The following is a 23,003-nucleotide window of genomic DNA, read 5'->3' as shown; positions in this document are numbered from 1 at the left end:
TGTGCTTTCGCTGAACAACATCGAAGTCGTCTTCTGGGGGACCATCCTGGTGCTCAAGGGGGTCTCCCTCTCCGTCCCCCGCGGGAGCATCACCGCGCTCATCGGCGCCAACGGCGCGGGGAAGACCACTACGCTGAAGGCCATATCCGGCCTGGTGCGGCTGGAGCGCGGGGAGGTGGCCCGCGGGAGCATTGAGTTCGACGGCCAGCCTATCACCAACCGCCTGCCGGAGGAGGTGGCCCGCCGCGGCGTCGTCATGGTGCGGGAGGGCCGCCGTCTCTTTGAGGAGCTCTCAGCCGAGGAGAACCTGCTGGTAGGGGCCGCCCTCCACCCCCGCGGCCGACGGGAGGCCCTGGACCTGGTCTACACGTACTTTCCCCGGCTAAAGGAGAGGCGGCACGTGCGCGCCGGCTATCTCTCCGGCGGCGAGCAGCAGATGCTGGCCATCGGCGCCGCCTGCATGGCCCGTCCCAAGCTCCTGCTGCTGGACGAGCCCAGCCTGGGGCTGGCCCCGCTGGTGGCGCAGGAGATCTTCGCCCTGGTGCGACGGCTGAACCGGGAGGAGGGGATCACCATCTTCCTGGTGGAGCAGAACGCCCGCATGGCGCTGCAGCTGGCAATGTGCGGGTACGTCATGGAGAATGGGAAGATCGTCCTGGACGGGCCGGCGGAGCGGCTGCGCGAGGATGCCGACGTCAGGGAGTTCTACCTGGGGATGAACAAGAGCGGGCGGCGCAGCTTCACCGAGGTGAAATCCTACACCCGGCGCAAACGCTGGCTGGCCTGAGCAGTCAGACCTCCTCCGGGGACCAGGGGCGCTCCACCACCTCCAGCGTGCCGGTGCGTACGGAGGCCGTCCAGCGCGTCTGTTCGCCTTCGCGGAACACTTCCAGGTCGACCACCGCCTGACCCACCGACACTCCCGCAAGGTGCAGCCTTGGCAGCCACTCGGGCAGGGTGGGGTGGAGGAGAAGGCGGCCGCGCGGGGCGTCGGCCCTCAAACCCAGCATCATGCGCAGAAGGGCAAAAACCGCCCCTGCCGCCCACCCCTGGGGGACGTTGGCCTCCGGATACTGCACGGGGAAGGAGCGGGGACCCCGCTGCAGCCCGGCAAACAGCTCGGGGAGGCGGTAAGCGTGGAAGTGGGCAGCAGCCTCCAGGATCCCTTCGGCCACCCGCAGCGCCTCGCCCACGAATCCGTACCGTTTGAACCCCAGGGCGATCAGGCTGTTGTCGTGCGGCCAGACCGCACCCACCTGGTAGCCGAAGGGGTTGAAGGCGGGGTGGCTGCTGCTCAGCGTCCTGATGCCCCATCCGGAGAACATATCGGGCGCCATCAGGCGGGTGACTACTCCCCGCGCCTCCTCCGGAGTGGCGATGCCCGACCACAGCGCATGCCCCGCATTGCTGACCACGCTGCGCACCGGACGCTTGCTCCCGTCCAGAGCGAAGTAGTAGGTCCCCTCCTCCGGCCACCAGAAGGCCTGGCGGAAATGTACCTGAAGTGCGGCCGCTTCGCGGCGCAACCTTGCGGCCTCCTCGGGCCGGCCCAGCGCCTGGTAGAGCTCGGCCATGCGCCGCTTGGCGTCGTAGGCGTAGCCCTGGAGCTCCACCAGGGCCACGGGAGGCGGCACGTCGGCTCCCTCCGCGTCCACCACGGCATCTCCTGAGTCTTTCCATCCCTGGTGGGTGATCCCCCGGGGGGAACGGCGGCGGTACTCCTGGAACCCATCACCGTCCAGGTCGCCGTGCTCCTCCACCCAGGCCAGGGCGCGTTCCGCCACCGGCAGCAGCTCCGTCACCAGCTCCATGTCCCCCAGCCAGCGGTAGGTCTCGTGTAGGGTGATCAGGTACAGCAGGGAGGCATCGGCCGTGCCGTAGTACGGGGTATGGGGGATCTCCTGGAACTCTGCCAGCTCCCCGTGACGCACCTCGTGCAGGATCTTGCCGGGCTGGGCGTCGCGCCAGTCGTCCACTGCGGTCGCCTGCAGGGCGCCCAGCTCCCGCAGCACCGCCGGGGCGAACTGGCCGCTCACGGGCAGAGTCTGCAGGCTGATGATCAGGCTGTCCCGGCCGAAGAGGGTGGCGAACCAGGGGATGCCCGCGGCGACCACGCAGTGCTTCTCGGCGGAGTCGGCTGCGGCCAGGCGCAGGACCGTCAGGTCTTCCACGGCCTGGCGGTAGGTCTGCCTCAGGTCCTGGTCAGGCGTGGCGCAGGTGGCGAAGGCAGCGTACCACTGTTGCCGCCGCTCCTCCAGCTCGTCCAGCAGGGCGGCACCGCAGGCAGCGGGCGCCTCCAGGACCCGGTCCCCCAGCAGGGGGATGAAGTGCAGGCAGGCATGCCAGGGGATCCGCGGGGGCAAGGTGAGCTCGAAGATGATCCGCGGGGCGGCCACATCCGGCGGCGTGTCCGCGCGGGCGACGCGCAGGATCAGGCCCCGCCGGTAGTGTGCCCGCTGGTAGAGCCAGCGGATCTCCTCCGCCGCCGCGCGCACCTGGATGGTGCGCCGCCGCGGCATCTCCAACCCCCGGATCTCGAAGAGGTCGGCGAAGTCGCAGTCCGCCTCGATGACCAGGGGGAAGGTCACCGGCCGCAGCCCGTAGTTGGTGACCTCCAGGTCATCGTGCACGCCTCCGCGCAGGGTGCGCTGCAGGTGGAAGCCCAGGGTGCCGCGGCGCACCCGTCCCTCCGGCGCCTCGAACTCCGGGTTGACGTAGAGGAACTCCGCCGCGTAGTGGCGCAGCGGCGCTGAGGAGACCAGCAGCCAGGGACGGTGCGCCAGGTGCAGGCGGTAGGTGGAGAGCAGCCGGGTGTCGCTGACGAAGAAGCCGTGCTGCTCGATGGCTTCCACCTCCCCCTCCGGCGAGGTGACGAAGAGGCTGCTCCCCTCGACCAGGGCGATCCGGGCTGGGCCCAGCTGGATGCGCGGCGCCACGGGTTCTAGCCGACCCCAGAAATTCGCTGCCGCGAATTCCCGGGGACCCCGGGCGGTCCCAGGCGAGATCTCCCGGACATGGCCCTAGGCGGCGACGGGCTGGGGCGCCCGCACCAGTAGCGTTTGATAGACGGCTTCGTAGGCGCTGGTCATGCGTGCGGCGCTGAAGTGCTCCTCCACGTGTCGCCGGCAGGCCTCCCGGGAGATCTCCGGCACCCGGCCTACAGCTTCGATCATCTCCTTGAGGGTGCGGCAGACGAATCCGGTCCGCCCGTGGACCACCACCTCGGGGACCGCGCCGCAGGCAGAGGCAATCACCGGAGTCCCTGTGGCCATGGCCTCCACCATGGTGATGCCAAACGGCTCCGGCCAGTCCACGGGGAAGAGGTAGGCGTAGGCTCCGCCCAGCAGCTCGTCTTTGGCCGCCTCGTCCACCTCCCCCACGAACTCCACCAGAGGGTGGTCCAGCAGCGGCTTGATGGCGTGCTTGAAGTACTCGCTGTCCGCAGGGTCCACCTTGGCCGCGATGCGCAGCGGCATGTCCACGGCACGGGCGATCTCGATGGCCCGGTCCGGTCGCTTCTCCGGGGAGATGCGGCCCAGGAAGACCAGGTACTCCCCCGGCTGCTTCCGCAGGACGAAGTGCTCGGGGACGATGCCGTTGTAGACGTTGGCCACCCAGTTCGCGCGCGGCAGGTGCTGCCGCTGTGCGAAGCTGATGGAGACCAGGGGCGCCTCCGGGAAGTAGCGGTAGACCCGCTGCACCTCCTCCAGGTCCAGGCGGCCGTGGAGGGTGGTCAGGGTTGGGGTACGGGTGAGGCGGGCGAAGGGGAAGGCGAAGTAGTCGGCATGGTTGTGGATGATGTCGAACTCCCCGGCCCGTTCGTAAACCATCCCCAGCTCGATGGTAGTGAAGGCCACCGCGTCGTGGAGGCGACGGGCCAGCCGCAGTCCGCGCTCGCAGACCGGCACCAGGTGGGCTGAGGTGTGGCTGTCGCCGCTGGCGAACAGGGTCACCTGGTGGCCGCGGCGCACCAGCTCTTCGGTCAGGCCGTAGACGACCCGCTCTGTGCCGCCGTACATCTTGGGGGGCACGCTCTCGTAGAGCGGCGCGATCTGAGCGATGCGCATGGCACTCCCTCCTGAAGCCACGGGGTGGAAAACCAGGAGGCAGGCCCGCCGGGGCCTCCCCGCACAGAATTGTAGCGGAGCGGCTCAATAGGTGAAGGGCCAGAGGTCCAGGTAGCGCTTCAGCTTTCGCGCCAGGTTGGCCAGACCGCCAGGCTCCCAGATGAGCAGGCCGATGAGCACCGCGCCGAAGACTATCTCCCGCACCGAGGTTGCGGCTTTGCCGAAGCCGGGCGCCAGGGCCACCACCGCCGGGGTAACCATCTTCAGCACCTGCCCCAGCAGGATGACGAAGGCCGCCCCCAGGTGAGGACCCCAGATGCTGTGCAACCCGCCGATGACGATCATAGCGATGAAATCGATGGACTGGATGATGCCGAAGTGCTCGCTGCTGATGACTCGGTTGTAGTGGGCGAAGAGGCTGCCGGCCACCCCGGCGTAGAGGGCGGACAGCGCGAAGGCCAGCGTCTTGGTGGAGAGGAGGTTCACACCCAGGACCTGCGCGGCGTAATCGCGATCCCGTACCGCCATCAGGGCCAGCCCCACCCGGCCGCGCACCAGGTTAGCGGCAAAGACTCCCCCCACCAGCCAGACGGGCAGCAGAAGGAAGTAAAACATGGTCTCTCCGCGGATCTCCAGGCCGCCCACCCGCGGTGCCGGCACCACGTTGCCCCCCGAGCCGCCCACCGTGTGGACGATCACGTACTCGGTGATGAACTGGAAGGCCAGGGTGGCGATGGCCAGATAGAGCCCCTTGATCCGGAGGGAGGGGAGGCCGACCAGCGCCCCCACCAGAAACGCGGTCAGGCCCGCCAGCGGCAGGGCCAGGAGGAAGGGCAGCCCCAGGCGGGTGGTGGCCAGCCAGGAGGTGTAGGCGCCCACGGCCACGAAGGCGGCGTGGCCCAGGGAGATCTGGCCGGCGAAGCCAGTGAGCAGGGAGAGCCCCACGGCACCGATGGCGAAGATGCCGATGGCGTTCAGCAGGAAGAGGTAACGGCCCAGCAGCAGCGGCGCCAGGAGCAGCAGGAGCAGCAGCAGGCCAAACCCCGCCCGGGTGAAGCGCATGTCCAGCAAGGCCATGTCCTGGGCGTAGGAGGTCTTGAAGTCGCCGGCGGGGCGGATGCTCACAGGCGCTCGATGTGTTCGGTGCCGAAGAGGCCGTGGGGGCGGATCAGCAGCACCAGCAGGATCACCAGGAAGGGGGTGATCTCCTTGAACCCGTAGAGGGAGAACCCGGGCAGGCGGATGTGGGCGTCGATGTAGCTGCCGAGGACGTTCTCCACCACCCCAATGATGAAGCCACCGAGGATGGCCCCGGGGATGCTGTCCAGCCCGCCCAGGATGACCGCGGCCAGGGCCTTCAGGCCGACGAAACCCAGGGCGAAATTGACCCCCAGCCACAGCCCCAGCAGGATACCGCCCACAGCGCCGGCCACGGCGGCGAAGGCCCAGGCGGTGGCAAACACCCGTCGCAGGCTCACCCCCAGCGTGGAGGCGGTGAGCTGCTCGTTGGCCGCGGCGCGCATGGCGATGCCCCACAGGGAGTAGCGGAAGAAAAGGGAGAAGAGCACCAGCAGCAGCAGCGCCGCTGCAGCGCTGACCACGCCCACACGGGGAACGGCCAGGTCCCCCAGACGCAGAGCGTCGGCGGGCAGCACCGGGGGGAACTGGCGGGTGTCGCCCCCCCAGATGCCCACCATCAGCCCGCGGATGATGTACCCCAGGGCCAGGGTGACGATGATCACCGAGAGGAGGGGCTGCCCGAACAGCGGCCGCATGACCGTCCGCTCCACGGCCACCCCCAGGGCGGCCGATGCCAGCAGGGTGGCCGCCAGCGCCAGGAGGAAAGCCGGCAGCGCAGGCAGGGCCAGGCTGCGGGTGAGGGCGATGGCCAGGTACCCGCCGAAGAGGACCAGCTCCCCGTGGGCCAGGTTGAGGATCTTGGTGGACTTGTAAACCAGGGCAAACCCCAGGGCGATGAGGGCGTAGATGGAGCCCACGGCCAGGCCCACCGCCGCCCCCTCCAGGACGAAGGTCCCGCTCACGCCTCCACCGAGAGGATGCGCATCACCGGCCGCAGCTCCGCAGTGCGCCCGTCCTCGTAGCGCACGGTGACCACCGCCTGGAAGCTCTCCGCGCCCGCATAGATGGCGGTGATAAGGTGGCGGTAGCGCTGCTGGATATGTCCCCGGCGCAGCTTGCGCGTGCGGGTCAGCTCCTCGTCGTCGGGGTGGAACTCCTTGTACAGGGAGACGAAGCGCCGCAGGCGCCAGGCCGGCTGCAGGCGGAGGTTGGTCTCCTGCACCAGGCCGCGCAGCAGCTCCAGCACCTCCGCCTTCTGGGAGAGGTCGGTGTAGGCGGTGAAGGCCAGGCCCCGGTCTTCCGCCCACTTGCCCACGGTGCGCATGTCGATGTTGAGGATGGCCGCCAGGTAGGGCTGCCCGTCGCCCACCACCATGGCCTCGCTGATGTAGGGGGTGAACTTGAGCATGTCCTCGATCACCCGCGGGGCCACCCGGGTGCCGTCCGCCATGGTGATGACGTCGCCCATGCGGTCGAAGAGGATGATGTCCCCGGAGGGGTCCAGCGTCCCGTAGTCGCCGGAGTGGAGCCAGCCGTCCTTCAGGGCTGCGGCCGTGGCCTGGGGGTTGCGGTAATAGCCCAGGAAGACCGAGGGGCTGCGCTCCAGGATCTCCCCCTGCGGCGAGAGGCGGACCTCGGTGTTGGCGATGGGGGCGCCCATGGTCCAGAAGCGCACCTGGCCATCGCGGTGCACGCAGGAGATGCCGGCGATCTCCGTCTGGCCGTAGATCTGCTTCAGGTTGAGTCCCAGGGCGCGGAAAAACTTGTGGTAGTCGGGGCCCAGGGAGGCTCCGCCGTTCCAGGCCACGCGCATGCGCACCAGCCCCAGCTTGTCCAGGATGGGTCGGTAGACCGTCCAGGTGCAGACGGCGCGCAGCAGGCGCAGCCACGCCGGAAGGGGGCGCCCCGCCGCCTCCAGCTCTACGGCCTGGACGCCCAGGCGCATGGCCGCGCGGTAGATGGCCTGCCGCAGACGCCCCGCGTCCAGGATGCGCACCGTGACCATAGTGTGCATCCCCTCGTAGATGCGGGCCGGAGCGAAGGTGAAGTGCGGGCCGATCTCCCGGAAGTCCCGCTGCGCGGTCTCCGGTTCCTCGGGGAAGTTGACGGTGAAGCCTACGGTCTGGTGCAGGCTGTAGGAGATCATCTGCTCGCCGATCCAGGCGAAGGGCAGGTAGCTGACGAACTCGTCGCTGGAGGTGATGTGCGGTTCCACCGTCAGAAAGTTTTCCGCCTGGCTGAGGAGGTTGCGGTGCGAAAGCATGGCCAGCTTGGGCATGGCGGTGGTGCCAGAGGTCTGGCAGAGGATGGCCACGTCCTCGGCGTGGGTCGCAGCCACCAGCCGGGTGAAGGCCTCGGGGTCTTGGGCGTGTGCCTCCCGTCCCAGCTCCTCCACCTGACTGAAGGGGACAAGCTTGGGGTGGCGGTAGCGCCACATGCCGCGCCAGTCCTCCACGACGATCCGCTTCACAGTGGGCAGCCGGTCCTCCACCTGCAGGACCTTGTCGGTCTGCTCCTGGTCCTCGCAGAAGACCATGCGGGCGCCGGCGAAGTCAATAAGCGCCGCCAGCTGCTCGGCCAGGCTGTCCTGGTACATGCCGCAGGAGACGGCTCCCAGGGTCTGCGCCCCCATGGCCATGTAGTACAGCTCCGGACGGTTGTCGCCGATGAGCATGAGCACGTCGCCGCGGCGCAGGCCCAGCGCGGCCAGCCCCAGTGCCACGGCCCGGGCGTGCTCCAGGTACTCCCGCCACGTGATCTGGCGCCAGATGCCGAACTCCTTCTCCCGGAAGGCCACGCGCCCGCCGAACCGCTGCGCGTTGGCCAGCAGACGCTTGGGGAAGGTGTCCGCCGCCGCAAGGGTCGCGGGCGCTGCAGGGGTGGGCGTGGCCACGGCCCGGGCGGTCACGTTCCGCTCCTTCCGCGGGGAAAAGGTCCTGCCCGGCCGGTTCCGCCCGGTGCGGCCTCCTCCGGCCCGCCCCCGTTTGCCACCGCGTGCTCCTCGCCCAGGTAGGCGCGGATCACGTCGGGGTGATGCTGGATCTCCTGCGGCGGCCCCTCGGCGATCTTCTTGCCGTAGTCCATGCAGATCAGCCGGTCGCACAGGTCCATGATCACGCCCATGTCGTGCTCGATGAGGATCATGGGCAGCCCGCGCACCTCGCGCAGCTCCAGGATGTAGCGGGCCATGTCCGCCTTCTCCTCGGCGCTCATCCCGGCCATGGGCTCGTCCAGCAGGAGCAGTGCAGGTTCCATGGCCAGGGCCCGGCCCAGCTCTACCTTCTTCTGGATGCCGTAGGGCAGCTCGGCGACGCGGTGGTGGCGGAACGCCTCGATCTCCAGGAAGTCGATGATCTCCTCCACCCGGGCACGGTGCCGCAGCAGCTCCCGCTGCGCCGGACCCCAGTAGATGCCGCTGGCCACGACGCCGCTACGCATGTGGATCAGCCGCCCGGAGGTGATGTTGGCCAGTGCGCTCAGCGCCGGGTAGAGGGCAATGTTCTGGAAGGTGCGGCCGATGCCCAGGCGGGCCCGCAGGTGTGGCGGCAGCCCGGTGATTTCCCGCCCGGCGAAGATGATGCGCCCGCTGCGGGGGTGGTAGAAGCCGTTGATGCAGTTGAGGACGCTGGTCTTGCCCGCGCCGTTGGGCCCGATGATGCCCAGCAGCTCCCCGGCGCGCAGGGAGAAGGAGAGCCCGTCGACGGCCACCAGCCCGGCAAAGGCCAGGGTGAGCCGCTCTACGGCCAGGACGGTATCGACCAGCGGCAGCTCGGCCATTAAAAGGGGAATTAGGCCTGCCCCCCAGGCGCTTCCTGCCCGGGAGGGTCACGGATGGCCGGGCAGCGCTGCTCTGCACCCGGGCGAGGTCAGGGGCGGTGCGGTGCCGAATCTTCCTGGCCGGTGGCGGAGTTCTACGACCCTGCAGAAGGTCTGTCCCCGGAGGCCTGGCATGCGCGGCTGGCCCGGAGGCTGGGGGAGACCGTGGCCCTGGCCTGGGCGCGTACCGCGGCGGGGCGCCGCGCGGTGGCGGCTGCCGGGCGTCCGCTAGCCGATCTGCGCTGGCCGGAGGACCTGGCCCTCCTGCCGTTGTTGCGAAAGGCTGACCTGCCCGCCCTGCAGGCGGCCGACCCGCCCTTCGCCGGGTGGGTGGCGGTACCCGTGCAGGAGCTGAGCCACATCTTCGTCTCCCCGGGGCCGATCTACGATCCCGCCGGCCGGGGCGAGGACTACTGGGGGTTTGCGCCGGCGCTGCACGCTGCCGGGTTTCGCCGTGGTGACCTGGTGCTGAACACCTTCGCCTACCACCTGACTCCGGCAGGCCACATGTTCGACCGGGCGCTGGCAGCCCTGGGGTGCGTGGTTATCCCGGGCGGGGTAGGTAGTACCGAGATCCAGGCGCGCACCGCCCGCGACCTGCGCATCCGGGGCTACATCGGCACGCCGTCCTTCCTGGCCGCGCTCCTCCAGAAGATCGACGGGCCATCGCCGTTCGCTGTGGCCTTCGTTTCCGGGGAGATGTTGCCCGACGCGCTGCGCCGCGACCTGCAGGCCAGGGACATCTGCGTCTTCCAGGGGTATGCCACCGCCGACGTGGGGCTAGTGGCCTACGAGTGCCCAGAGCATAACGGCCTGCACCTCTCGCCCCGTGTCTTTGTGGAGATCATTGACCCCGAGCGCGGTACCCCGCAGGCGCCGGGCGCGGTGGGAGAGGTGGTGGTTACCTTCCTCAGCGAGGTTTACCCTCTGCTGCGGCTGGCCACCGGAGACCTCTCCACGCTGGACCCCTCGCCCTGCCCCTGCGGACGCGGGAGTCCCCGCCTGGCACGGCTGGTGGGCCGGGTGGGAGAGGCAGTGAAGGTCCGGGGCCTGTTCGTCCACCCCGAAGAGGTGCGCCGGGCGTTCATCCGCATTCCGCAGGTGGACCGCTACCAGCTGGTGGTCTCCCGAGAGGGGCACCGGGACCGGCTGCTGGCCCGGGTGGAGCCGTCCGCCGGTGCGCCGCTGGACCCGGCGGCGGTGGCGGCGCGACTGCGGGAGGCGATCACCCTGCGCGTGGAGGTGGAAGTCCTGGCGCCGGGCACGCTTCCGCCCGAGGTTCCCCCGCTGCTGGACACGCGGCGCTGGGAGTGAACTCCGCGCGGTGACTGCGCAGTGAGGCCTCGTGGTGTATCATAAGTGGTAGTTTGCGATTGGCCACCGCGGCCGTGCGTCCCTGCAGGGTGTGGCCCCCGGGAGCACGTCCGGGAAATCTCCATGGTCGGGCGAATCGAGAAAGTAGGTGGGGGCGTGGCAGAGGTCCGCGTGGGCAAGGACGAGAGTCTGGACAGCGCCTTGCGACGGTTCAAGCGCCAGGTGAAGCGGTCGGGCATCCTCTCGGAGGCCAAGCGCCACGAGCACTACGAGAAGCCCAGCGCCAAGCGGCGGCGGAAGCTGGCGCGGCGGAAGCGCGGCCGCTAGGCCCATGTCCGGGGATTCCTGCGCAGCGCTGCCCGGAGCCCCCAGAAGTCCGCGGCAGCGAATTTCCGGGGCGGGCTAGCGCATCCCTGCGGCGGTGAGTCTGGGAGAGCGGTTGGAGGCAGACCTGCGGCAGGCCCTGCGGGCCGGCGACGCCGTGCGCGTCTCCACCATCCGGCTGGTCCGCGCCGCCATCAAGAACGCGGAGATCGCCAGGCAGCGGCCGCTGTCAGACGAGGAGATTCAGGACATCCTCCTGGGCGAGGTGAAACGCCGGCGGGAGGCCATCGAGGCCTTCGAGCGCGGCGGGAGGGAGGACCTCTCCCGCCGGGAGGCGCTGGAGATGGCCGTACTCACCGAGTACCTGCCCGCGCCGCTATCGGAGGAGGAGCTGCGGCGGATCATCGCCGAGGTCATATCCGAGCTGGGGGCTGCATCTTCGGCGGAGGCCGGCCGCGTCATGGCCGCCGTCATGCCCCGGGTGCGGCGCCGGGCGGAGGGCGCGGTGGTCAGCCGGCTGGTGCGGCAGGCGCTTGGGGGCTGACCTGCGCAGCACCGCGCCGGGGCGGTCGGCGGAGCGTCCATGGCACGACGGAGAGCAGGCAGACCGGTGAAGCGGGCCCGCAGCGCCGGGGGAGTGGTCTTCCGCCACACCCCCCAGGGTCCGCAGATCCTGCTGCTGCAGCACCAGGGGGGCAAGTGGATGCTGCCCAAAGGGACCATCGAGGCGGGGGAGACGCCGGAGGCAGTGGCCCGCCGGGAGGTCCGGGAGGAAGCCCGCCTTTCCAACCTGCGTGTGGTCGGCGACCTGGGACTGGAACGTTATTTCTTCTTCTGGCGCGCCGAGGACACCTACTACGACAAGACGGTGCACTACTACCTGATGGAGTTCCTGGGCGGGGAGGAGCCGGTGCCGCAGCGGGAGGAGGGGTTCATCGCCTGCGAATGGGTCTCCCTGGACGAGGCGGTGGCGCGCGTCGGATACAAGGAGACGCGGGAGATCATCCGCCGCGCCCGCGCTCTGCTGGAGGCCGAGTCGGCGGCCCCCGCCGGGGGATAAGGGGAGGCCGGCGATGATTCCCGACCCACAGCAGCGGCGGCGCATCGTCCGGGAGACCTTCGACAAGTACGCCCGGTTCATCAACCCCGGGCTGGTGAAGCTCTTCCGCCTGGGCGGGGAGGCTGTGGAGTGGGAGGCGGAAGGGGCGGTCGTCCGGGACATCGAGGGAAAGGAGTACCTGGACTTCTCCGGAGGGCCGGGGGTCTTCATCCTGGGGCACCGCCACCCACGCGTGGTGGAGGCAGTGATTGCCCAGATGCGACGCATGCCGGCCTCGGTGCGGGCCATGGCCCGGCCGCCGGAGGCGGACCTGGCGGCGCTGCTGGCCCAGGTCACCCCCGGGGACCTGCAGTACAGCTTCTTCTGCCACAGCGGCACCGAGGCCAACGAGGGAGCGATCAAGCTGGCGCGTCTGGCCACGGGCAGGCCGGGGATCATCGCCACCGAGGGGGCCTTCCACGGCAAGACCCTGGGGGCACTCTCTGCCAGCGGGCGGGAGAAGTACCGCGCGCCTTTCCAGCCCCTGGTCCCGGGCTTCAGGCACGTGCCCTTCGGCGATGCGGCCGCGCTGGAGGCGGCCATCGACGACCAGACGGCGGCGTTTCTGGTGGAGCCTATCCAGGGGGAGGCTGGGGTGATCATCCCGCCTCCCGACTACCTGCCGCAGGTACGGGAGATCTGTGATCGCCGCGGCGTCCTGCTCATGGTGGACGAGGTGCAGACGGGGATGGGACGCACGGGCCGCATGTTCGCCTGCGAGCACGCGGGGGTCACTCCTGATGTGCTCACCATGGCCAAGGGCCTGGGCGGGGGCGTGATGCCGCTGGGCGCGTTCATCGCCCGCCCGGCGCTGTGGGAGAAGATGGCGGCCGACCCCTTCCTCCACTCCTCCACCATGGGGGGAAACCAGGCGGCCTGTGCCGCCGGCGTGGCTACCATCCAGACCATCCTGGAGGAGGGACTCATCCCCCGCGCCGTGGAGCTGGGGGACCTGCTACTGGCTGCTCTGCGCCGCGTGCAGCAGCGCTACCCGCGGCTTGTCCGCGACGTGCGGGGGAAGGGGCTGCTGGTGGGCGTGGAGCTGGAGAGCGCGGATGTGGCCCTGATGGTGGCGGCCTGGTCGCTGGGCCGGGGCCTGATCGTCTACTTCTCGCTGAACAACCCCATGGTGCTGCGTCTCGCCCCTCCCCTGGTGATCACCCCGGAGCAGATCGCCACAGGAGTGGAGCGTCTGGAGGGGGCCCTGGCCGACGTGGCAGGGCTGCTGGCGGAAGCGGAGGCAGAGGTGTCCTCCTCAGCCGGCACCGGGGGTTGAGGGGCGGACAGATCCGGCTATAGTAGATACGCATCCACAACCGCGATGCGGGGGTCAATCCCCGGGGTGGCCCCAAGAGAGGAGGCGGCGGTGCAAGCCTCCAGTCGCCAGGGGGAAAGCCGCCCCCAAGCCGCGGACGAGCGACGCCGCCGGGACCTGGCCGGTCCCCGGGTTCAAGTCCGCCGGGTTTCGCCCGTTAGCGCGAGCATAAGTGCCGGGCCGCTGCAGGGTCCGGAAGCGGGGTGGTACCGCGGGAGCACCTCTCGTCCCTTGGGATGAGAGGTTTTTTCTTGGGGGGAGTGTGATGACGGAGACAACCTGGACCTGGACGCGCATCCGGGAGACATTCCTGCAGTTCTTCGCCCAGCGGGGGCACACTGTGGTCCCCAGCTCCTCGCTGGTGCCGGCCGGCGATCCCACGCTGCTGTTCACCAACGCCGGGATGGTGCAGTTCAAGAACGTCTTCCTGGGGCTGGAGCAGCGGCCGTACGACCGGGCGGTGACGGTGCAGAAGTGCCTGCGTGTCTCCGGCCACCACAACGACCTGGAGGCGGTGGGACCCAGCCCGCGACACCACACCTTCTTTCTCATGTGCGGCAACTTCGCCTTCGGCGCCTACTTCAAGCGGGAGGCCATCCGCTACGCCTGGGAGCTGGTGACGCAGGTGTACGGCCTGCCCCCGGAGCGGCTGTATTTCACCGTCTTCGAGGGCGACGAGCAGGCGGTGCAGGCCTGGCGAGAGCTGGGCATTCCCTCCGAGCGCATCTTCCGCATGGGGGAGAAGACCAACTTCTGGATGATGGGCGACGTGGGCCCGGTGGGGCCCACCAGCGAGCTGCACTACGACTGGGGACCGGCCTACTGCACTTGCGGCCGCCCCGACTGCAGCGTGGCCCTGGACAACGACTGCGGCCGCTGGCTGGAGATCTGGAACCTGGTCTTCATGCAGTACGACCAGGGTCCCGACGGCCGGCGCACGCCACTGCCGCGGCCGGGAGTGGACACGGGGATGGGTCTGGAACGGATGGCCGCCGTCCTGCAGCAGCGGTACAGCAACTTCGACACCGACCTGTTCGCCCCGCTGCTGGCCCGCATCCGCACGCTGCTGGGCCACTCTGCTGAGGAGATGCAGGAGGCTATCGTCGCCTACCGGGTCATGGCCGACCACGCCCGCGCCGCCGCCTTCCTCATCGCCGACGGCGTGATGCCCGGAAACGAGGGACGGGCCTACGTCCTGCGGATGATCATCCGCCGCGCTGTGCGCTACGGGCGGCGGGTGGGGCTGGAACGCCCCTTCCTCAGCGAGGTCGCCGACGCGGTGGTGCAGGCCATGGGCGCGGTCTACCCGGAGCTGGAGCAACGCCGCGAGTTCATCCGCCGCACGGTGATCGCGGAGGAGGAGCGGTTCGGCCAGACGCTGGCCGTGGGGCTGCAGCGGCTGGACGAGGCCATCGCCGAACTGCGGCGCACCCGCCAGGTGATCCTGCCCGGGTCCGTCGTCTTCCGCCTCTATGACACCTTCGGCTTTCCCGTGGAGATGACCCGGGACATTGCCCGCGAGCAGGGGCTGGCGGTGGACGAGGCCGGCTTCCAGGAGGCGATGGCGCGGCAGCGGGAGCGGGCCCGGGCGGCCAGCGGGTTCAGCGGCGAGGAGGCGGCGGCCGCGCGCCTGCTGGCCGACCTGCCGGAGACCACCTTCCTCGGCTACCGTGCCTATCAGGCGCGGGCCAGGGTGCTGGCCCTGCTGCGGGGGGGCACCCGGGTGGACGAGGTCAGCCAGGGCGAGGAGGTGGACGTGGTCCTGGACCGCACGCCCTTCTACCCGGAGGGTGGCGGGCAGGTGGGCGACACCGGACGCATCGCCCACCGCCGCGGGGAGGTGACGGTGACAGACACGCAGCGGGTGGGGGAGGGGGTGATCGTGCACCGGGGCCGTCTGGTCCGGGGGACGGTGCGCGTGGGAGACGGTGTGCGCGCCGTCATCGACCGGGGACGGCGGCGGGACATCATGCGCAACCACACCGCCACCCACCTGCTGCATCGGGCGCTGCACGAGGTCCTGGGGGAGCACGCCCGGCAGGCCGGCTCGCTGGTGGCCCCTGAGCGCCTGCGCTTCGACTTCACCCACCTCTCCGCCCTCACCCCCGAGGAGCGCGCCGCCGTGGAGCAGCGGGTCAACGAAAAGGTGCTGGAGGCGCTGCGGGTACGCCCGCGCTGGATGCCCTACCAGGAGGCGCTGCGGCGGGGGGCGATGGCCCTCTTCGGGGAGAAGTACGGGGAGCGCGTGCGCGTGGTGGAGATCGACGGGTACAGCCGGGAACTGTGCGGCGGTACGCACCTGAGCGACACGGGGCAGGTGGGGCTGTTCAAGATCGTGGCCGAGGGCAGCGCCGCCGCCGGCATCCGTCGCATCGAGGCGGTGACCGGGCGGGGGGCCATGGAGTACCTGCGCGCCCAGGAAGGAGCGCTGCGGGAGGTTGCAGAGCTGCTGCGGGTGGCACCTGCGGATGTGGTCTCCGCGGTGCGCAAGCTCCAGGATCGCCTGCGGCAGTTGGAGCGGGAGCGCGCCACCCTCAGCCCGGAGGAGGTGCGCCGCCTGGTGGAGGAGGCACCGCAGATCGGCACGGTGAAGGTGGTGATCTACCGCAAGGACAACCTGTCGCACGAGGCCCTGCGCCGCGTGGGCGACCGGGTGCGGGACCTGGCGCCGTCCGCGGTGGCCGTCCTGGGCAGTGAGAGCGACGGTAAGGCCAACCTGGTGATCATGGTCGGCCCGGAAGCGGCGGCGCAGGGGATCGAAGCGGTGGCCCTGGCGCGGCAGGTGGCGCCCATCGTGGGCGGGAGTGGGGGCGGAAACGCCACCCTGGCCCAGGCCGGCGGCCGCGACCCCAGCCGTCTGCCCCAGGCGCTGGAAGAGGCCAGGGCTCAGGTGGCCGCGCTGCTGGCGGCACGGCGGTGAGCCGGATCCTGGCGCTGGATGTCGGGGAGCGCCGCATCGGGGTGGCCCTCAGTGACCCCAGCGGCACCGTGGCCCAGCCTCTGCTGACAATAGAGCGGCGGGGGTGGGAGGCGGACCTGGCCCGGATCGCCGAACTCGTACGCGCGCACGGTGTCCGCCTTGTCGTCGTCGGCTACCCCTACACCCTGCGCAAGGAGCGGGGAGCGCAGGCCGGTCGGGTGGATCGCTTCATGGCCCGGCTGCGGGGGGCCGTGGAGGCGGAGGTGGTCCCCTGCGACGAGCGCCTGACCACCGTGGCCGCGGAACGGGCGCTGCTGGCCGGCAACGTGCGCCGCGCCCGGCGGCGCGGGCTGCGTGACGCCGTCGCCGCCGCCCTTCTCCTGCAGGGCTACCTGGACCGGGAAGGAGAAGGAAGGTCCCGTCGCTGTGAGGGGAAGGAGGCTCCTTCCTTGTGAACGGGGACAGGGAGGTGGTACACTGCACGCGTCCCGACGTCGAAGCTGCGACGGCCGGGCGTCGCGGCGGGAGGTGCCCCGTGAGCAAGCACGGTGAGACCATCAGCCTGGTGGACGACCAGGGGAACGAGCACGAGTTCAGCATCGTGGACGTCATCGAGGTGGCGGAGCAGCGCTACGCCATCCTCCAGCCTGCGGAGGGCGGGGAGGAGGCGGTGATCTTCCGCGTGGAGGACGACGAGACGCTGACCACGGTGGACGACGAGGAGGAGTTCGACCGCGTGGCCGCCGCGCTGCGGGACCTGGAGGAGTACGACGCCATCGAGATCGCCGACGACGCGGAGGCAGAAGGAGCAGGGGATGGCGAGGCGGAAGGCGAGGACGAGGACCCATCCGCCGGGGAGTGATGCCTGAGGCGTGCGCGGCATCACTGCCGTCGTCATGGTGGGGGCCCTGGCGCTGGCCGGGGCCGTCCTCGTCTCCTCCGGGCTGCAGCCCGCGGCGCGGGAGGCGCCGCAGCGGGTGGTGGTCATCCCCCCGGGAGCCTCGCTGGATCAGATCGCCGGAGTACTGGCCGAGGCGGGCGTATTGCGCTCCCCGCTGGCCTTCATCCTGGCCGCCCGCATACGTGGCGTAGGCGGGCGGCTGCAGTCGGGGGAGTACCTCCTCTCGGCCGCTATGTCCCCGCTGGAGATCCTGGAGAAACTAGTCCGGGGTCAGGTGCTGCTGCACCGCGTCACCATCCCCGAGGGCTACACCGCAGACCAGATCGCCGACCTCGTGGCCATGAAGGGCCTGGCGGAGCGGGAGGCCTTCCTCCGTCTGGTGCGGGAGGAGGGCGGCTCCTTCGCCTTCGACTTCCTGGAAGGGCGGCGCAACCTGGAAGGCTACCTGTTTCCGGATACGTACGCCTTTCCCCGAGGTCTGGTTGAGCGGCAGATCGTGCAGGCGATGCTCGCCCGGTTCGACCAGCGGGTCAGCCCCGAGCTGCGGCGGGAGATCCGCGCCCTGGGTATGACCCTGCAGGAGGCCATCACCGTCGCCTCCATGGTGGAACGGGAGGCCAGGCTGGAGGCGGAGCGCCCGATCATCGCCGGGGTGATCTACAACCGCCTGCGGCGGGGCTGGCGGCTGGAGATCGACGCCACCGTCCTCTACGCCCTGGGGCGGCGCGGCGGCCCGCTCACCGCGGCCGACCTCCTGGTGGACTCCCCGTACAACACCTACCGCCAGGCCGGGCTGCCGCCCGGTCCTATCGGCAACCCTGGCCTGGCCGCCATCGAGGCGGCGGCCCGCCCCTCCTCGACGCCCTACCTGTTCTACGTGCTGCGGCCCGACGGCAGTCACGCCTTCAGCACCACACTGCAGGAGCACCTGCGCAACATCCGGCGGTGGCGGCGGTGAGGCTGCGCGACCTCCTGCGGCCGCGCCTGTGGCTTCCTTCCATCACCGACGTGGACGTGACGTGCTTGCGGGTGCGAGGGATCCGCGGCATTGTCCTGGACCTGGACAACACCCTGGTGCCCTACGGTGCCGCCGACCCTCCCGCGGAGGTCTGCGCCTGGGTAGCGCGGGCGCAGGCAGCGGGCTTCCCCATGGTGCTGGTGACCAACAACCGCTCCCCCCGGAGCCGCGCGCTGGCCGAGCGTCTGGGCCTGCCCATCGCCCCGGGGTGGGCCAAGCCCGCCAGTTCCATGTTCCGCCGGGCCATGGAGATGATGGGGACAACGCCGCACCAGACCGCGCTGGTGGGCGACCAGCTCCTCACCGACATCCTGGGGGGCAACCGCCTGGGGCTGTTCACCATCCTGGTGGAGCCTCTGGGGAGGCGGGACTTTCCCGCCACTCGCTGGATCAACCGCACGGTGGAGCGGATGGTCCTGCGGCTGCTGCGCCTCTCCGGCCCACCGCGCTCCCCGCGAAGTCCGTGAGCGCGGCCCAGGTCTGTGGGTACGCAGGCGCGGGCATATAGTGGCTAGATCAGGACCTCCAGGGGCTTCTGTGCGCGCGCGCCGCCACCCGACCCGTACCGAGCCATACCCGCCGTCGCCGCCGGACGGCTCCGCCTGAGGCCGGAGGGCGGGGCAGTGGAGTCGTCGAAGTCCTCCCGGTCGTTGGACGCGCTGACGAAGTCATCCATGTCCCTGCGGGCGATCCTCCAGGAACTGACCCCCGACGACGCGCAGGCGGCGGCGGTCGGCGCCATGGACGGGACCGTGGTGCAGGCGGTGGTCAAGGACCTGGAGGCCGACCTGGGGCGGATGGGCCAGGACCTGGCCGTTCTGCTCAAGTTGGGCGCATACTGTGCGCGCAAGCTGGACGGAGGGGAGGTGGACTCCGTCTCCCTCTCCAGCGACCGCCTCTCCCTGCTGGTGGTCATGCTCACGGCGGAGCACTTCCTGGTGATCGTGCTGCGTGCGGGGGGCAATGTGGCCCGGGCCCGGCTGGCGATCAAGAAGCGCCGCAGCGAGCTGGTCGACCTGCTGACGTGAGGGACGGGCAGGTTGCCGCGGGCCTGGCCCTGGCGCTGGCGGTGGCGGCGGCCAGGCCGGCGCCCCTGGCCGCGGCTTCCACTCTGGACGCAGGAATCGCCCTCTACCGGCAGGGGCACCTGGCGGCCGCGGCGGAGGCCTTCCACCGGGCGGTGCGGGAGCGGCGAGGCCAGGCACAGCCGCGGTTCTGGCTGGGGATCACGCTGGTCCGTCTCGGCCGCCCCCTTGAGGGCGCCGAGGCGCTGCGGGCCGCTGCGGTGCTTGCTCCGCGAGACGGACACGTCTGGCTGTGGTGGGGGCACGCCCTTGCCTCCAGCGGCGACCTGCCGCAGGCTGAGCGGGCGCTGCAGCGCGCGCTCCTCCTGGTCCCCCGGGGGGCGGAGGCGGAGGTGGCCCGCCAGGGGCTGCGTGCCATCCGCGGAATGGCCCTGGGCGGCATCCCGGCGGGGGCGTGGCCGCCCGCCCTGGACCCGCGCGTCTACGCCGCCATGGCCCGCTTCTACAACGCCCGCCTGGCCGCAGAGGACGCCCAGGTCATCGCGGAGGCCATCCTGGGGTTCTCCCGGCAGTACAACCTCGACCCCCGGCTCATTGCCGCCGTCATCGCTGTGGAATCCGGATTTTCTCCCACCGCCCGCTCCCACCGGGGCGCCAGAGGGCTGGGGCAATTGATGCCGGAGACGGCTGCCGCCCTCGGCATCCACCCCGACGACCCCGTGCAGAACATCTACGGGACGGTACGCGTGCTGCGAGGGAACCTGGATCACTTCGGGTGGGAAAACCTCCACCTGGCCCTGGCGGCGTACAACGCCGGAAAGGGCGCGGTGCAGCGGTACGGCGGCATCCCGCCCTACGAGGAGACGGTGCTCTACGTGCGCAACGTGGGCGACCTCTACCGCCGGCTGCGTGTCGTCTACCCGGCAGGGGCGGGCAGGGTCTAGGTAGGCCGCGCTCCGGGTATGGGAAGGACGGGTAGGTGCCTGCGATAAGGGCAAACCCACCGCGAGGTGGGGACGCAAAGCCACGGGACCCAGGGGAGATGCCGCAGCGTCCGCGGGCGCGCTGCGGGTAGGGTCAGCCGGGCTGCCGACAGGCGAGGACAGCTACGGTTCATTCTGGCGCAGCGCCCTCGGCCTCTCGGCATTCAGGCGAGGCTGAGGGCGCTGCGCCGTTCGTTGCTCCGGAGACGTCCTCCGGCAGGAAGGTGCCATTGGCTGATGAGGCAAGCGATGAGCCGGCCACCGTGGGGGCTGCTCCTGTCGGTCCTCCTGTTGCCGGCGTGCGCGCCGGCCGCCTCCACGGCCGGCGCGGCGCTCACCCTGGGGGTGATCGTACCGCCCGCGGAGGGGACGCGCGGTGCGGCCGCTTTCCTTGAGGGAGCCGAGCTGGCCGCAGGCCAGATCAACGCCGACGGAGGCGTGCGCGGCCGACCGCTGGTCCTGCTGCGCCTTGAGGAACGGGCCATCGAGAGTGCCCCCCAGCTCGTGGCCGCACTGGCGGCGCGGGGAGCGGTGGCCGTCCTCGGGCCGCTTGGCGACGCCTCCGCCGTGGCCGCCGCCCCCGCGGCGGAGCGCCACCGCCTGGTCCTGATCACGCCGGGCGCGGCCGTCCCGCTGCCCTACGGCGGACACTACGTCTTCCGCACGGCGCTGCCGGCGCACAGCCAGGCGCAGGCCGTCGCCGCCCACCTGGTGGACCGGTTAGGAGCGCGCCGCATCGCTGTAGTGCACGACAGCAACGCCTACGGGACCATGGTTGCCCTGGCCTTTGAGCAGGCTGTCCGGGCCAGGGGTGCCGTCGTCACCGGGTGTCGCCTCTTCCGGCAGGGGGAGCGGGACTTCACCCGGCACCTCCGGGGGGCTCTCGCCGAGGGGGCGCAGGCCATCTTCCTGGCGGCGTATCCCCCGGAGGGGGCGCTCTTCCTGCGACAGGCCCGCGCCGCGGCTCCCGGCCTGCCCGTCGGAGCAGGTGGCGCCCTATACACCGAGGACACCTCCACCTGGGCCGGGACCGTCGCCAACGACCTGTACGTGCCGGCGGGTTTTCTGCCGGACGTCCCCCTCCCCCTTGTCCGCAGCTTCGTCGCCGCCTACCGCGAACGGTACGGCCGTACACCCGAGCAGATCGCAGCCCAGGCCTACGATGCGGTGCGCGTGCTGGCCTTTGCCCTGCGCCGCGCGGGGGCGGACCGGGAGCGGATGCGGAACGCGGTGGCGACGCTGCGGCGCTTCCCCGCCGTCACCGGCAACCTGACGTTTGACCGCTTCGGCGACCCCCTGGGCGCTGTGGTGGTAGCGCGCCTCAGCGGGGGGCGCTTTGTGGCAGTGAGGCAGTAGGGGGAGTGGCCGACGCGCTGCGCGGTGGTCCTGATCCTGGCCGGCGCCATCGGCCTGAGCGGTCCGGCGGAGGCGGGCCAGCGCACGTACGTCGTGGTGGCCACCGGCGAGGTGGGAGGCGTCTACTTCCCGCTGGGGACCGCGCTGGCCGAGATCTGGTCGGCGACGGTTCCGGGAGTACAGGCGATGGCTCAGGTAACTGCCGGCTCCGTGGCCAACGTTCGGCTGGTCGCCCGCGGTGATGCGGACGTGGCCTTCGCCCAGCACGACGTCGTCTGGTATGCCGCCCGAGGGGTGGAGCCGTTCGCGGAGCTGGGCCGGCCGCTGGCAGGGAACCTGCGCGGCGTGGCCATGCTCTACCCGGAGGTAGTGCAGGTGGTGACGCTGAAGGGTCGGGGGATCAACGGTATCACCGATCTGAAGGGGCGGCGCGTGGCGGTGGGAGCACCAGGGAGCGGGACCGCAGTGAACGCCCGGCAGATCCTGCGTCACTTCGGCCTGGATGCCGCCCGCATGCACCAGGAGTTTCTCACCTTCGCCGAGGCGGCCGACCAGCTCAGGGACGGGCTGATCGACGCCGCCTTCTTCACCGCGGGCATTTCCACCGCCGCCGTGCAGGAGGCGACGGCCGGAGGGGACCTGCAGCTATTACCCATCCCGCGGGCTGCAGCGGACGCCCTGCGCGTGCAGTATCCCCTCTACAGCGCCGCGGAGATTCCGGCACGCGCCTACCGCGGGCAGGACCGTCCTGTGGATACCGTGGCGGTAGTGGCCATGCTGCTGACGCGCCAGGAGGCGGACGAGCAGCTCGTCTACAGCCTGACCCGGGCGTTGTGGGAGCATGCTGACCGACTGCGCCGGGCCCACGCCCGTGGCCAGGATATCAGCCTTGTGGCCGCCCGCCGGGGGATGCCCATCCCCGCGCATCCGGGGGCGCACCGCTACTACAGGGAGCGGGGGATCAGGTAGATGCCTGCCCTCTCCCGGCTGCAAGCGGAGACGCTGCTGCGGGTGGCCCGCGCGGAGCGGCCGCTGTACGACGACCTGCGGCCCGCCTATCTGCGTCTCGACCCGCTGGTGGCGCTGCTGCGGCGTCGTGGCTTCAGCGGCCTGATGTACGCCGCCGGCCGCCCCGGAGAGGCGGCGCTGTGGTTTGACTGCGGTCGCCTGCACGGTGCCTGGGTGCTGCCCGCGGGTGCGGGCGACGTGCTGCTGCAGCAGGAGGACCCCCTGGCGGCGCTCCGCCTGGTGTGGGCGGACCCGGACGCGCTGGTCTCCGTCCATCCGGGGTCGGCTCCGCCACTCGGCGCTGCCGCCGATGCCGCGCTGCGCGGGGCGGAGGAGAAGGACGGGCGGGGCGCGCCTGCGGATGGGCGCGCCGCAGGCGGCGGGGCCGGACTGGTGGCCCGGCTGCGCGGTCTGCCGACCCCCCGGGTGGCGGCTGGCGGTGAGGGTTCAGGTCGCAGCCCGGGAGCTGTGCCGTGGGAGCGGTTGCTGCCTGAGGCGCTGGCGCGGGTGCGACGGCACCGTGGAAGCCCGCTGGCCCTGCAACTGGAGGAGGCGGCCAATGCGGCGATGGCACCACACGCCACCGCCTCCGGGGGCGCGATACAGGGCCGCCTCAGCCCGGAGCAGGGCGCCGCCGCCCTGCGCCGCGTGGCAGAGGGGCTGCGGCGGGTGGCCGGGTCGGCCTTCACGGAGCGGCTGCTGCTGACGCTGGCCCGAGACTTCGCCTGCGAGGACGCCGTGAAGCAGATCCTGCAGTCCGCAGCGCAGGGAGACTGA

23 protein-coding genes and 1 riboswitch are annotated in these 23,003 nt (G+C 70.9%); of the genes, 16 read left to right on the top strand and 7 right to left on the bottom strand.

Going from position 1 to position 23,003, the window contains the following annotated elements; all coding sequences use genetic code 11:
• Nucleotide 1 precedes the first annotated feature (1 nt).
• Nucleotides 2–787, top strand: a complete 786-nt coding sequence (locus QN152_05190) for an ABC transporter ATP-binding protein (protein ID MDR7538913.1) — start codon at nucleotides 2–4, stop codon at nucleotides 785–787.
• A 4-nt stretch (nucleotides 788–791) separates the two neighbouring features.
• Here the strand turns inward: QN152_05190 and QN152_05185 are convergent, their stop codons facing one another.
• The 6 genes from QN152_05185 to QN152_05160 form a co-directional block, all read right to left on the bottom strand.
• Complete coding sequence (locus QN152_05185; protein ID MDR7538912.1) at nucleotides 792–2,936, bottom strand: glycogen debranching N-terminal domain-containing protein; 2,145 nt, start codon at nucleotides 2,934–2,936, stop codon at nucleotides 792–794.
• 84 nt (nucleotides 2,937–3,020) lie between these two features.
• Nucleotides 3,021–4,067 carry a glycosyltransferase family 4 protein gene (locus tag QN152_05180; protein MDR7538911.1) on the bottom strand — a complete coding sequence of 349 codons (1,047 nt, stop codon included), beginning with the start codon at nucleotides 4,065–4,067 and terminating at the stop codon, nucleotides 3,021–3,023.
• Nucleotides 4,068–4,151: 84 nt separating this feature from the next.
• Entirely contained in the window at nucleotides 4,152–5,192 is a 1,041-nt protein-coding gene (locus QN152_05175; GenBank protein MDR7538910.1) for a branched-chain amino acid ABC transporter permease, read from the bottom strand.
• On the bottom strand, nucleotides 5,189–6,109 hold the full coding sequence (locus tag QN152_05170) for a branched-chain amino acid ABC transporter permease (protein ID MDR7538909.1): 921 nt from the start codon (nucleotides 6,107–6,109) through the stop codon (nucleotides 5,189–5,191). The genes QN152_05175 and QN152_05170 overlap by 4 nt, the downstream gene beginning before the upstream one ends.
• A complete protein-coding gene (locus QN152_05165; GenBank protein ID MDR7538908.1) occupies nucleotides 6,106–8,055 on the bottom strand; it encodes an AMP-binding protein in 1,950 nt (649 codons plus the stop codon). The genes QN152_05170 and QN152_05165 overlap by 4 nt, the downstream gene beginning before the upstream one ends.
• Complete coding sequence (locus QN152_05160; protein ID MDR7538907.1) at nucleotides 8,052–8,924, bottom strand: ABC transporter ATP-binding protein; 873 nt, start codon at nucleotides 8,922–8,924, stop codon at nucleotides 8,052–8,054. Before QN152_05160 ends, QN152_05165 begins: the two co-directional genes overlap by 4 nt.
• A 54-nt stretch (nucleotides 8,925–8,978) precedes the next feature.
• On the opposite strand from QN152_05160, the gene QN152_05155 reads away from it, so the two are divergent.
• The 10 genes from QN152_05155 (at nucleotide 8,979) to QN152_05110 (ending at nucleotide 18,321) form a co-directional block, all read left to right on the top strand.
• Complete coding sequence (locus tag QN152_05155) at nucleotides 8,979–10,277, top strand: phenylacetate--CoA ligase family protein (GenBank protein MDR7538906.1); 1,299 nt, start codon at nucleotides 8,979–8,981, stop codon at nucleotides 10,275–10,277.
• 156 nt (nucleotides 10,278–10,433) lie between these two features.
• The gene (gene rpsU / locus QN152_05150) at nucleotides 10,434–10,604 is read left to right on the top strand and encodes a 30S ribosomal protein S21 (GenBank protein MDR7538905.1); all 171 of its coding nucleotides are present in this window, start codon (nucleotides 10,434–10,436) and stop codon (nucleotides 10,602–10,604) included.
• 112 nt (nucleotides 10,605–10,716) lie between these two features.
• Nucleotides 10,717–11,145 carry a GatB/YqeY domain-containing protein gene (locus QN152_05145; protein MDR7538904.1) on the top strand — a complete coding sequence of 143 codons (429 nt, stop codon included), beginning with the start codon at nucleotides 10,717–10,719 and terminating at the stop codon, nucleotides 11,143–11,145.
• A 66-nt stretch (nucleotides 11,146–11,211) separates the two neighbouring features.
• Nucleotides 11,212–11,661, top strand: a complete 450-nt coding sequence (locus tag QN152_05140; protein MDR7538903.1) for an NUDIX domain-containing protein — start codon at nucleotides 11,212–11,214, stop codon at nucleotides 11,659–11,661.
• A 13-nt stretch (nucleotides 11,662–11,674) separates the two neighbouring features.
• Nucleotides 11,675–12,976: an aspartate aminotransferase family protein gene (locus tag QN152_05135; GenBank protein ID MDR7538902.1), complete on the top strand. Its 1,302-nt coding sequence runs from the start codon at nucleotides 11,675–11,677 to the stop codon at nucleotides 12,974–12,976.
• Between the two features lie 304 nt (nucleotides 12,977–13,280).
• On the top strand, nucleotides 13,281–15,935 hold the full coding sequence (gene alaS / locus QN152_05130; GenBank protein MDR7538901.1) for an alanine--tRNA ligase: 2,655 nt from the start codon (nucleotides 13,281–13,283) through the stop codon (nucleotides 15,933–15,935).
• The gene (ruvX, locus tag QN152_05125; protein MDR7538900.1) at nucleotides 15,932–16,390 is read left to right on the top strand and encodes a Holliday junction resolvase RuvX; all 459 of its coding nucleotides are present in this window, start codon (nucleotides 15,932–15,934) and stop codon (nucleotides 16,388–16,390) included. The genes alaS and ruvX overlap by 4 nt, the downstream gene beginning before the upstream one ends.
• An 80-nt stretch (nucleotides 16,391–16,470) precedes the next feature.
• Nucleotides 16,471–16,797, top strand: a complete 327-nt coding sequence (locus tag QN152_05120; GenBank protein MDR7538899.1) for a DUF1292 domain-containing protein — start codon at nucleotides 16,471–16,473, stop codon at nucleotides 16,795–16,797.
• Nucleotides 16,798–16,807: 10 nt separating this feature from the next.
• Nucleotides 16,808–17,794 (top strand): endolytic transglycosylase MltG, encoded by a 987-nt coding sequence (mltG, locus tag QN152_05115; protein ID MDR7538898.1) that lies wholly within the window; start codon nucleotides 16,808–16,810, stop codon nucleotides 17,792–17,794.
• A complete protein-coding gene (locus tag QN152_05110; protein MDR7538897.1) occupies nucleotides 17,791–18,321 on the top strand; it encodes a YqeG family HAD IIIA-type phosphatase in 531 nt (176 codons plus the stop codon). The genes mltG and QN152_05110 overlap by 4 nt, the downstream gene beginning before the upstream one ends.
• Nucleotides 18,322–18,365: 44 nt before the next feature.
• Here QN152_05110 and QN152_05105 read toward each other — a convergent pair whose 3' ends face one another.
• The gene (locus QN152_05105) at nucleotides 18,366–18,530 is read right to left on the bottom strand and encodes a hypothetical protein (GenBank protein ID MDR7538896.1); all 165 of its coding nucleotides are present in this window, start codon (nucleotides 18,528–18,530) and stop codon (nucleotides 18,366–18,368) included.
• Between QN152_05105 and QN152_05100 the strand changes: the two genes are divergently transcribed.
• The 5 genes from QN152_05100 to QN152_05080 all read left to right on the top strand — a co-directional run bounded on the left by QN152_05100 (nucleotide 18,529) and on the right by QN152_05080 (nucleotide 23,003).
• Entirely contained in the window at nucleotides 18,529–18,882 is a 354-nt protein-coding gene (locus QN152_05100; GenBank protein MDR7538895.1) for a hypothetical protein, read from the top strand. The genes QN152_05105 and QN152_05100 overlap by 2 nt on opposite strands.
• Nucleotides 18,879–19,823, top strand: a complete 945-nt coding sequence (locus QN152_05095) for a transglycosylase SLT domain-containing protein (GenBank protein MDR7538894.1) — start codon at nucleotides 18,879–18,881, stop codon at nucleotides 19,821–19,823. Before QN152_05100 ends, QN152_05095 begins: the two co-directional genes overlap by 4 nt.
• Nucleotides 19,824–19,862: 39 nt before the next feature.
• Nucleotides 19,863–19,973: riboswitch (cyclic di-GMP riboswitch) on the top strand.
• Between the two features lie 138 nt (nucleotides 19,974–20,111).
• Nucleotides 20,112–21,218: an ABC transporter substrate-binding protein gene (locus QN152_05090; GenBank protein MDR7538893.1), complete on the top strand. Its 1,107-nt coding sequence runs from the start codon at nucleotides 20,112–20,114 to the stop codon at nucleotides 21,216–21,218.
• Nucleotides 21,219–21,242: 24 nt separating this feature from the next.
• Nucleotides 21,243–22,187, top strand: a complete 945-nt coding sequence (locus tag QN152_05085; protein ID MDR7538892.1) for a TAXI family TRAP transporter solute-binding subunit — start codon at nucleotides 21,243–21,245, stop codon at nucleotides 22,185–22,187.
• A complete protein-coding gene (locus tag QN152_05080; protein ID MDR7538891.1) occupies nucleotides 22,188–23,003 on the top strand; it encodes a hypothetical protein in 816 nt (271 codons plus the stop codon).

The organism is Armatimonadota bacterium, assembly GCA_031459715.1.
Lineage (GTDB): Bacteria > Sysuimicrobiota > Sysuimicrobiia > Sysuimicrobiales > Humicultoraceae > Humicultor > Humicultor tengchongensis.
This window is presented reverse-complemented; position numbering and strand designations above follow the sequence as displayed.

Coding starts and splice junctions, on each gene's coding strand:
- QN152_05135 (MDR7538902.1), top strand. CDS start 11,675: ATGATTCCCGACCCACAGCAGCGGCGGCGCATCGTCCGGGAGACCTTC.
- QN152_05180 (MDR7538911.1), bottom strand. CDS start 4,067: ATGCGCATCGCTCAGATCGCGCCGCTCTACGAGAGCGTGCCCCCCAAG.
- QN152_05100 (MDR7538895.1), top strand. CDS start 18,529: ATGTCCCTGCGGGCGATCCTCCAGGAACTGACCCCCGACGACGCGCAG.
- QN152_05160 (MDR7538907.1), bottom strand. CDS start 8,924: ATGGCCGAGCTGCCGCTGGTCGATACCGTCCTGGCCGTAGAGCGGCTC.
- alaS (MDR7538901.1), top strand. CDS start 13,281: ATGACGGAGACAACCTGGACCTGGACGCGCATCCGGGAGACATTCCTG.
- QN152_05080 (MDR7538891.1), top strand. CDS start 22,188: ATGCCTGCCCTCTCCCGGCTGCAAGCGGAGACGCTGCTGCGGGTGGCC.
- QN152_05155 (MDR7538906.1), top strand. CDS start 8,979: ATGGCCGGGCAGCGCTGCTCTGCACCCGGGCGAGGTCAGGGGCGGTGC.
- QN152_05105 (MDR7538896.1), bottom strand. CDS start 18,530: ATGGATGACTTCGTCAGCGCGTCCAACGACCGGGAGGACTTCGACGAC.
- QN152_05090 (MDR7538893.1), top strand. CDS start 20,112: ATGAGCCGGCCACCGTGGGGGCTGCTCCTGTCGGTCCTCCTGTTGCCG.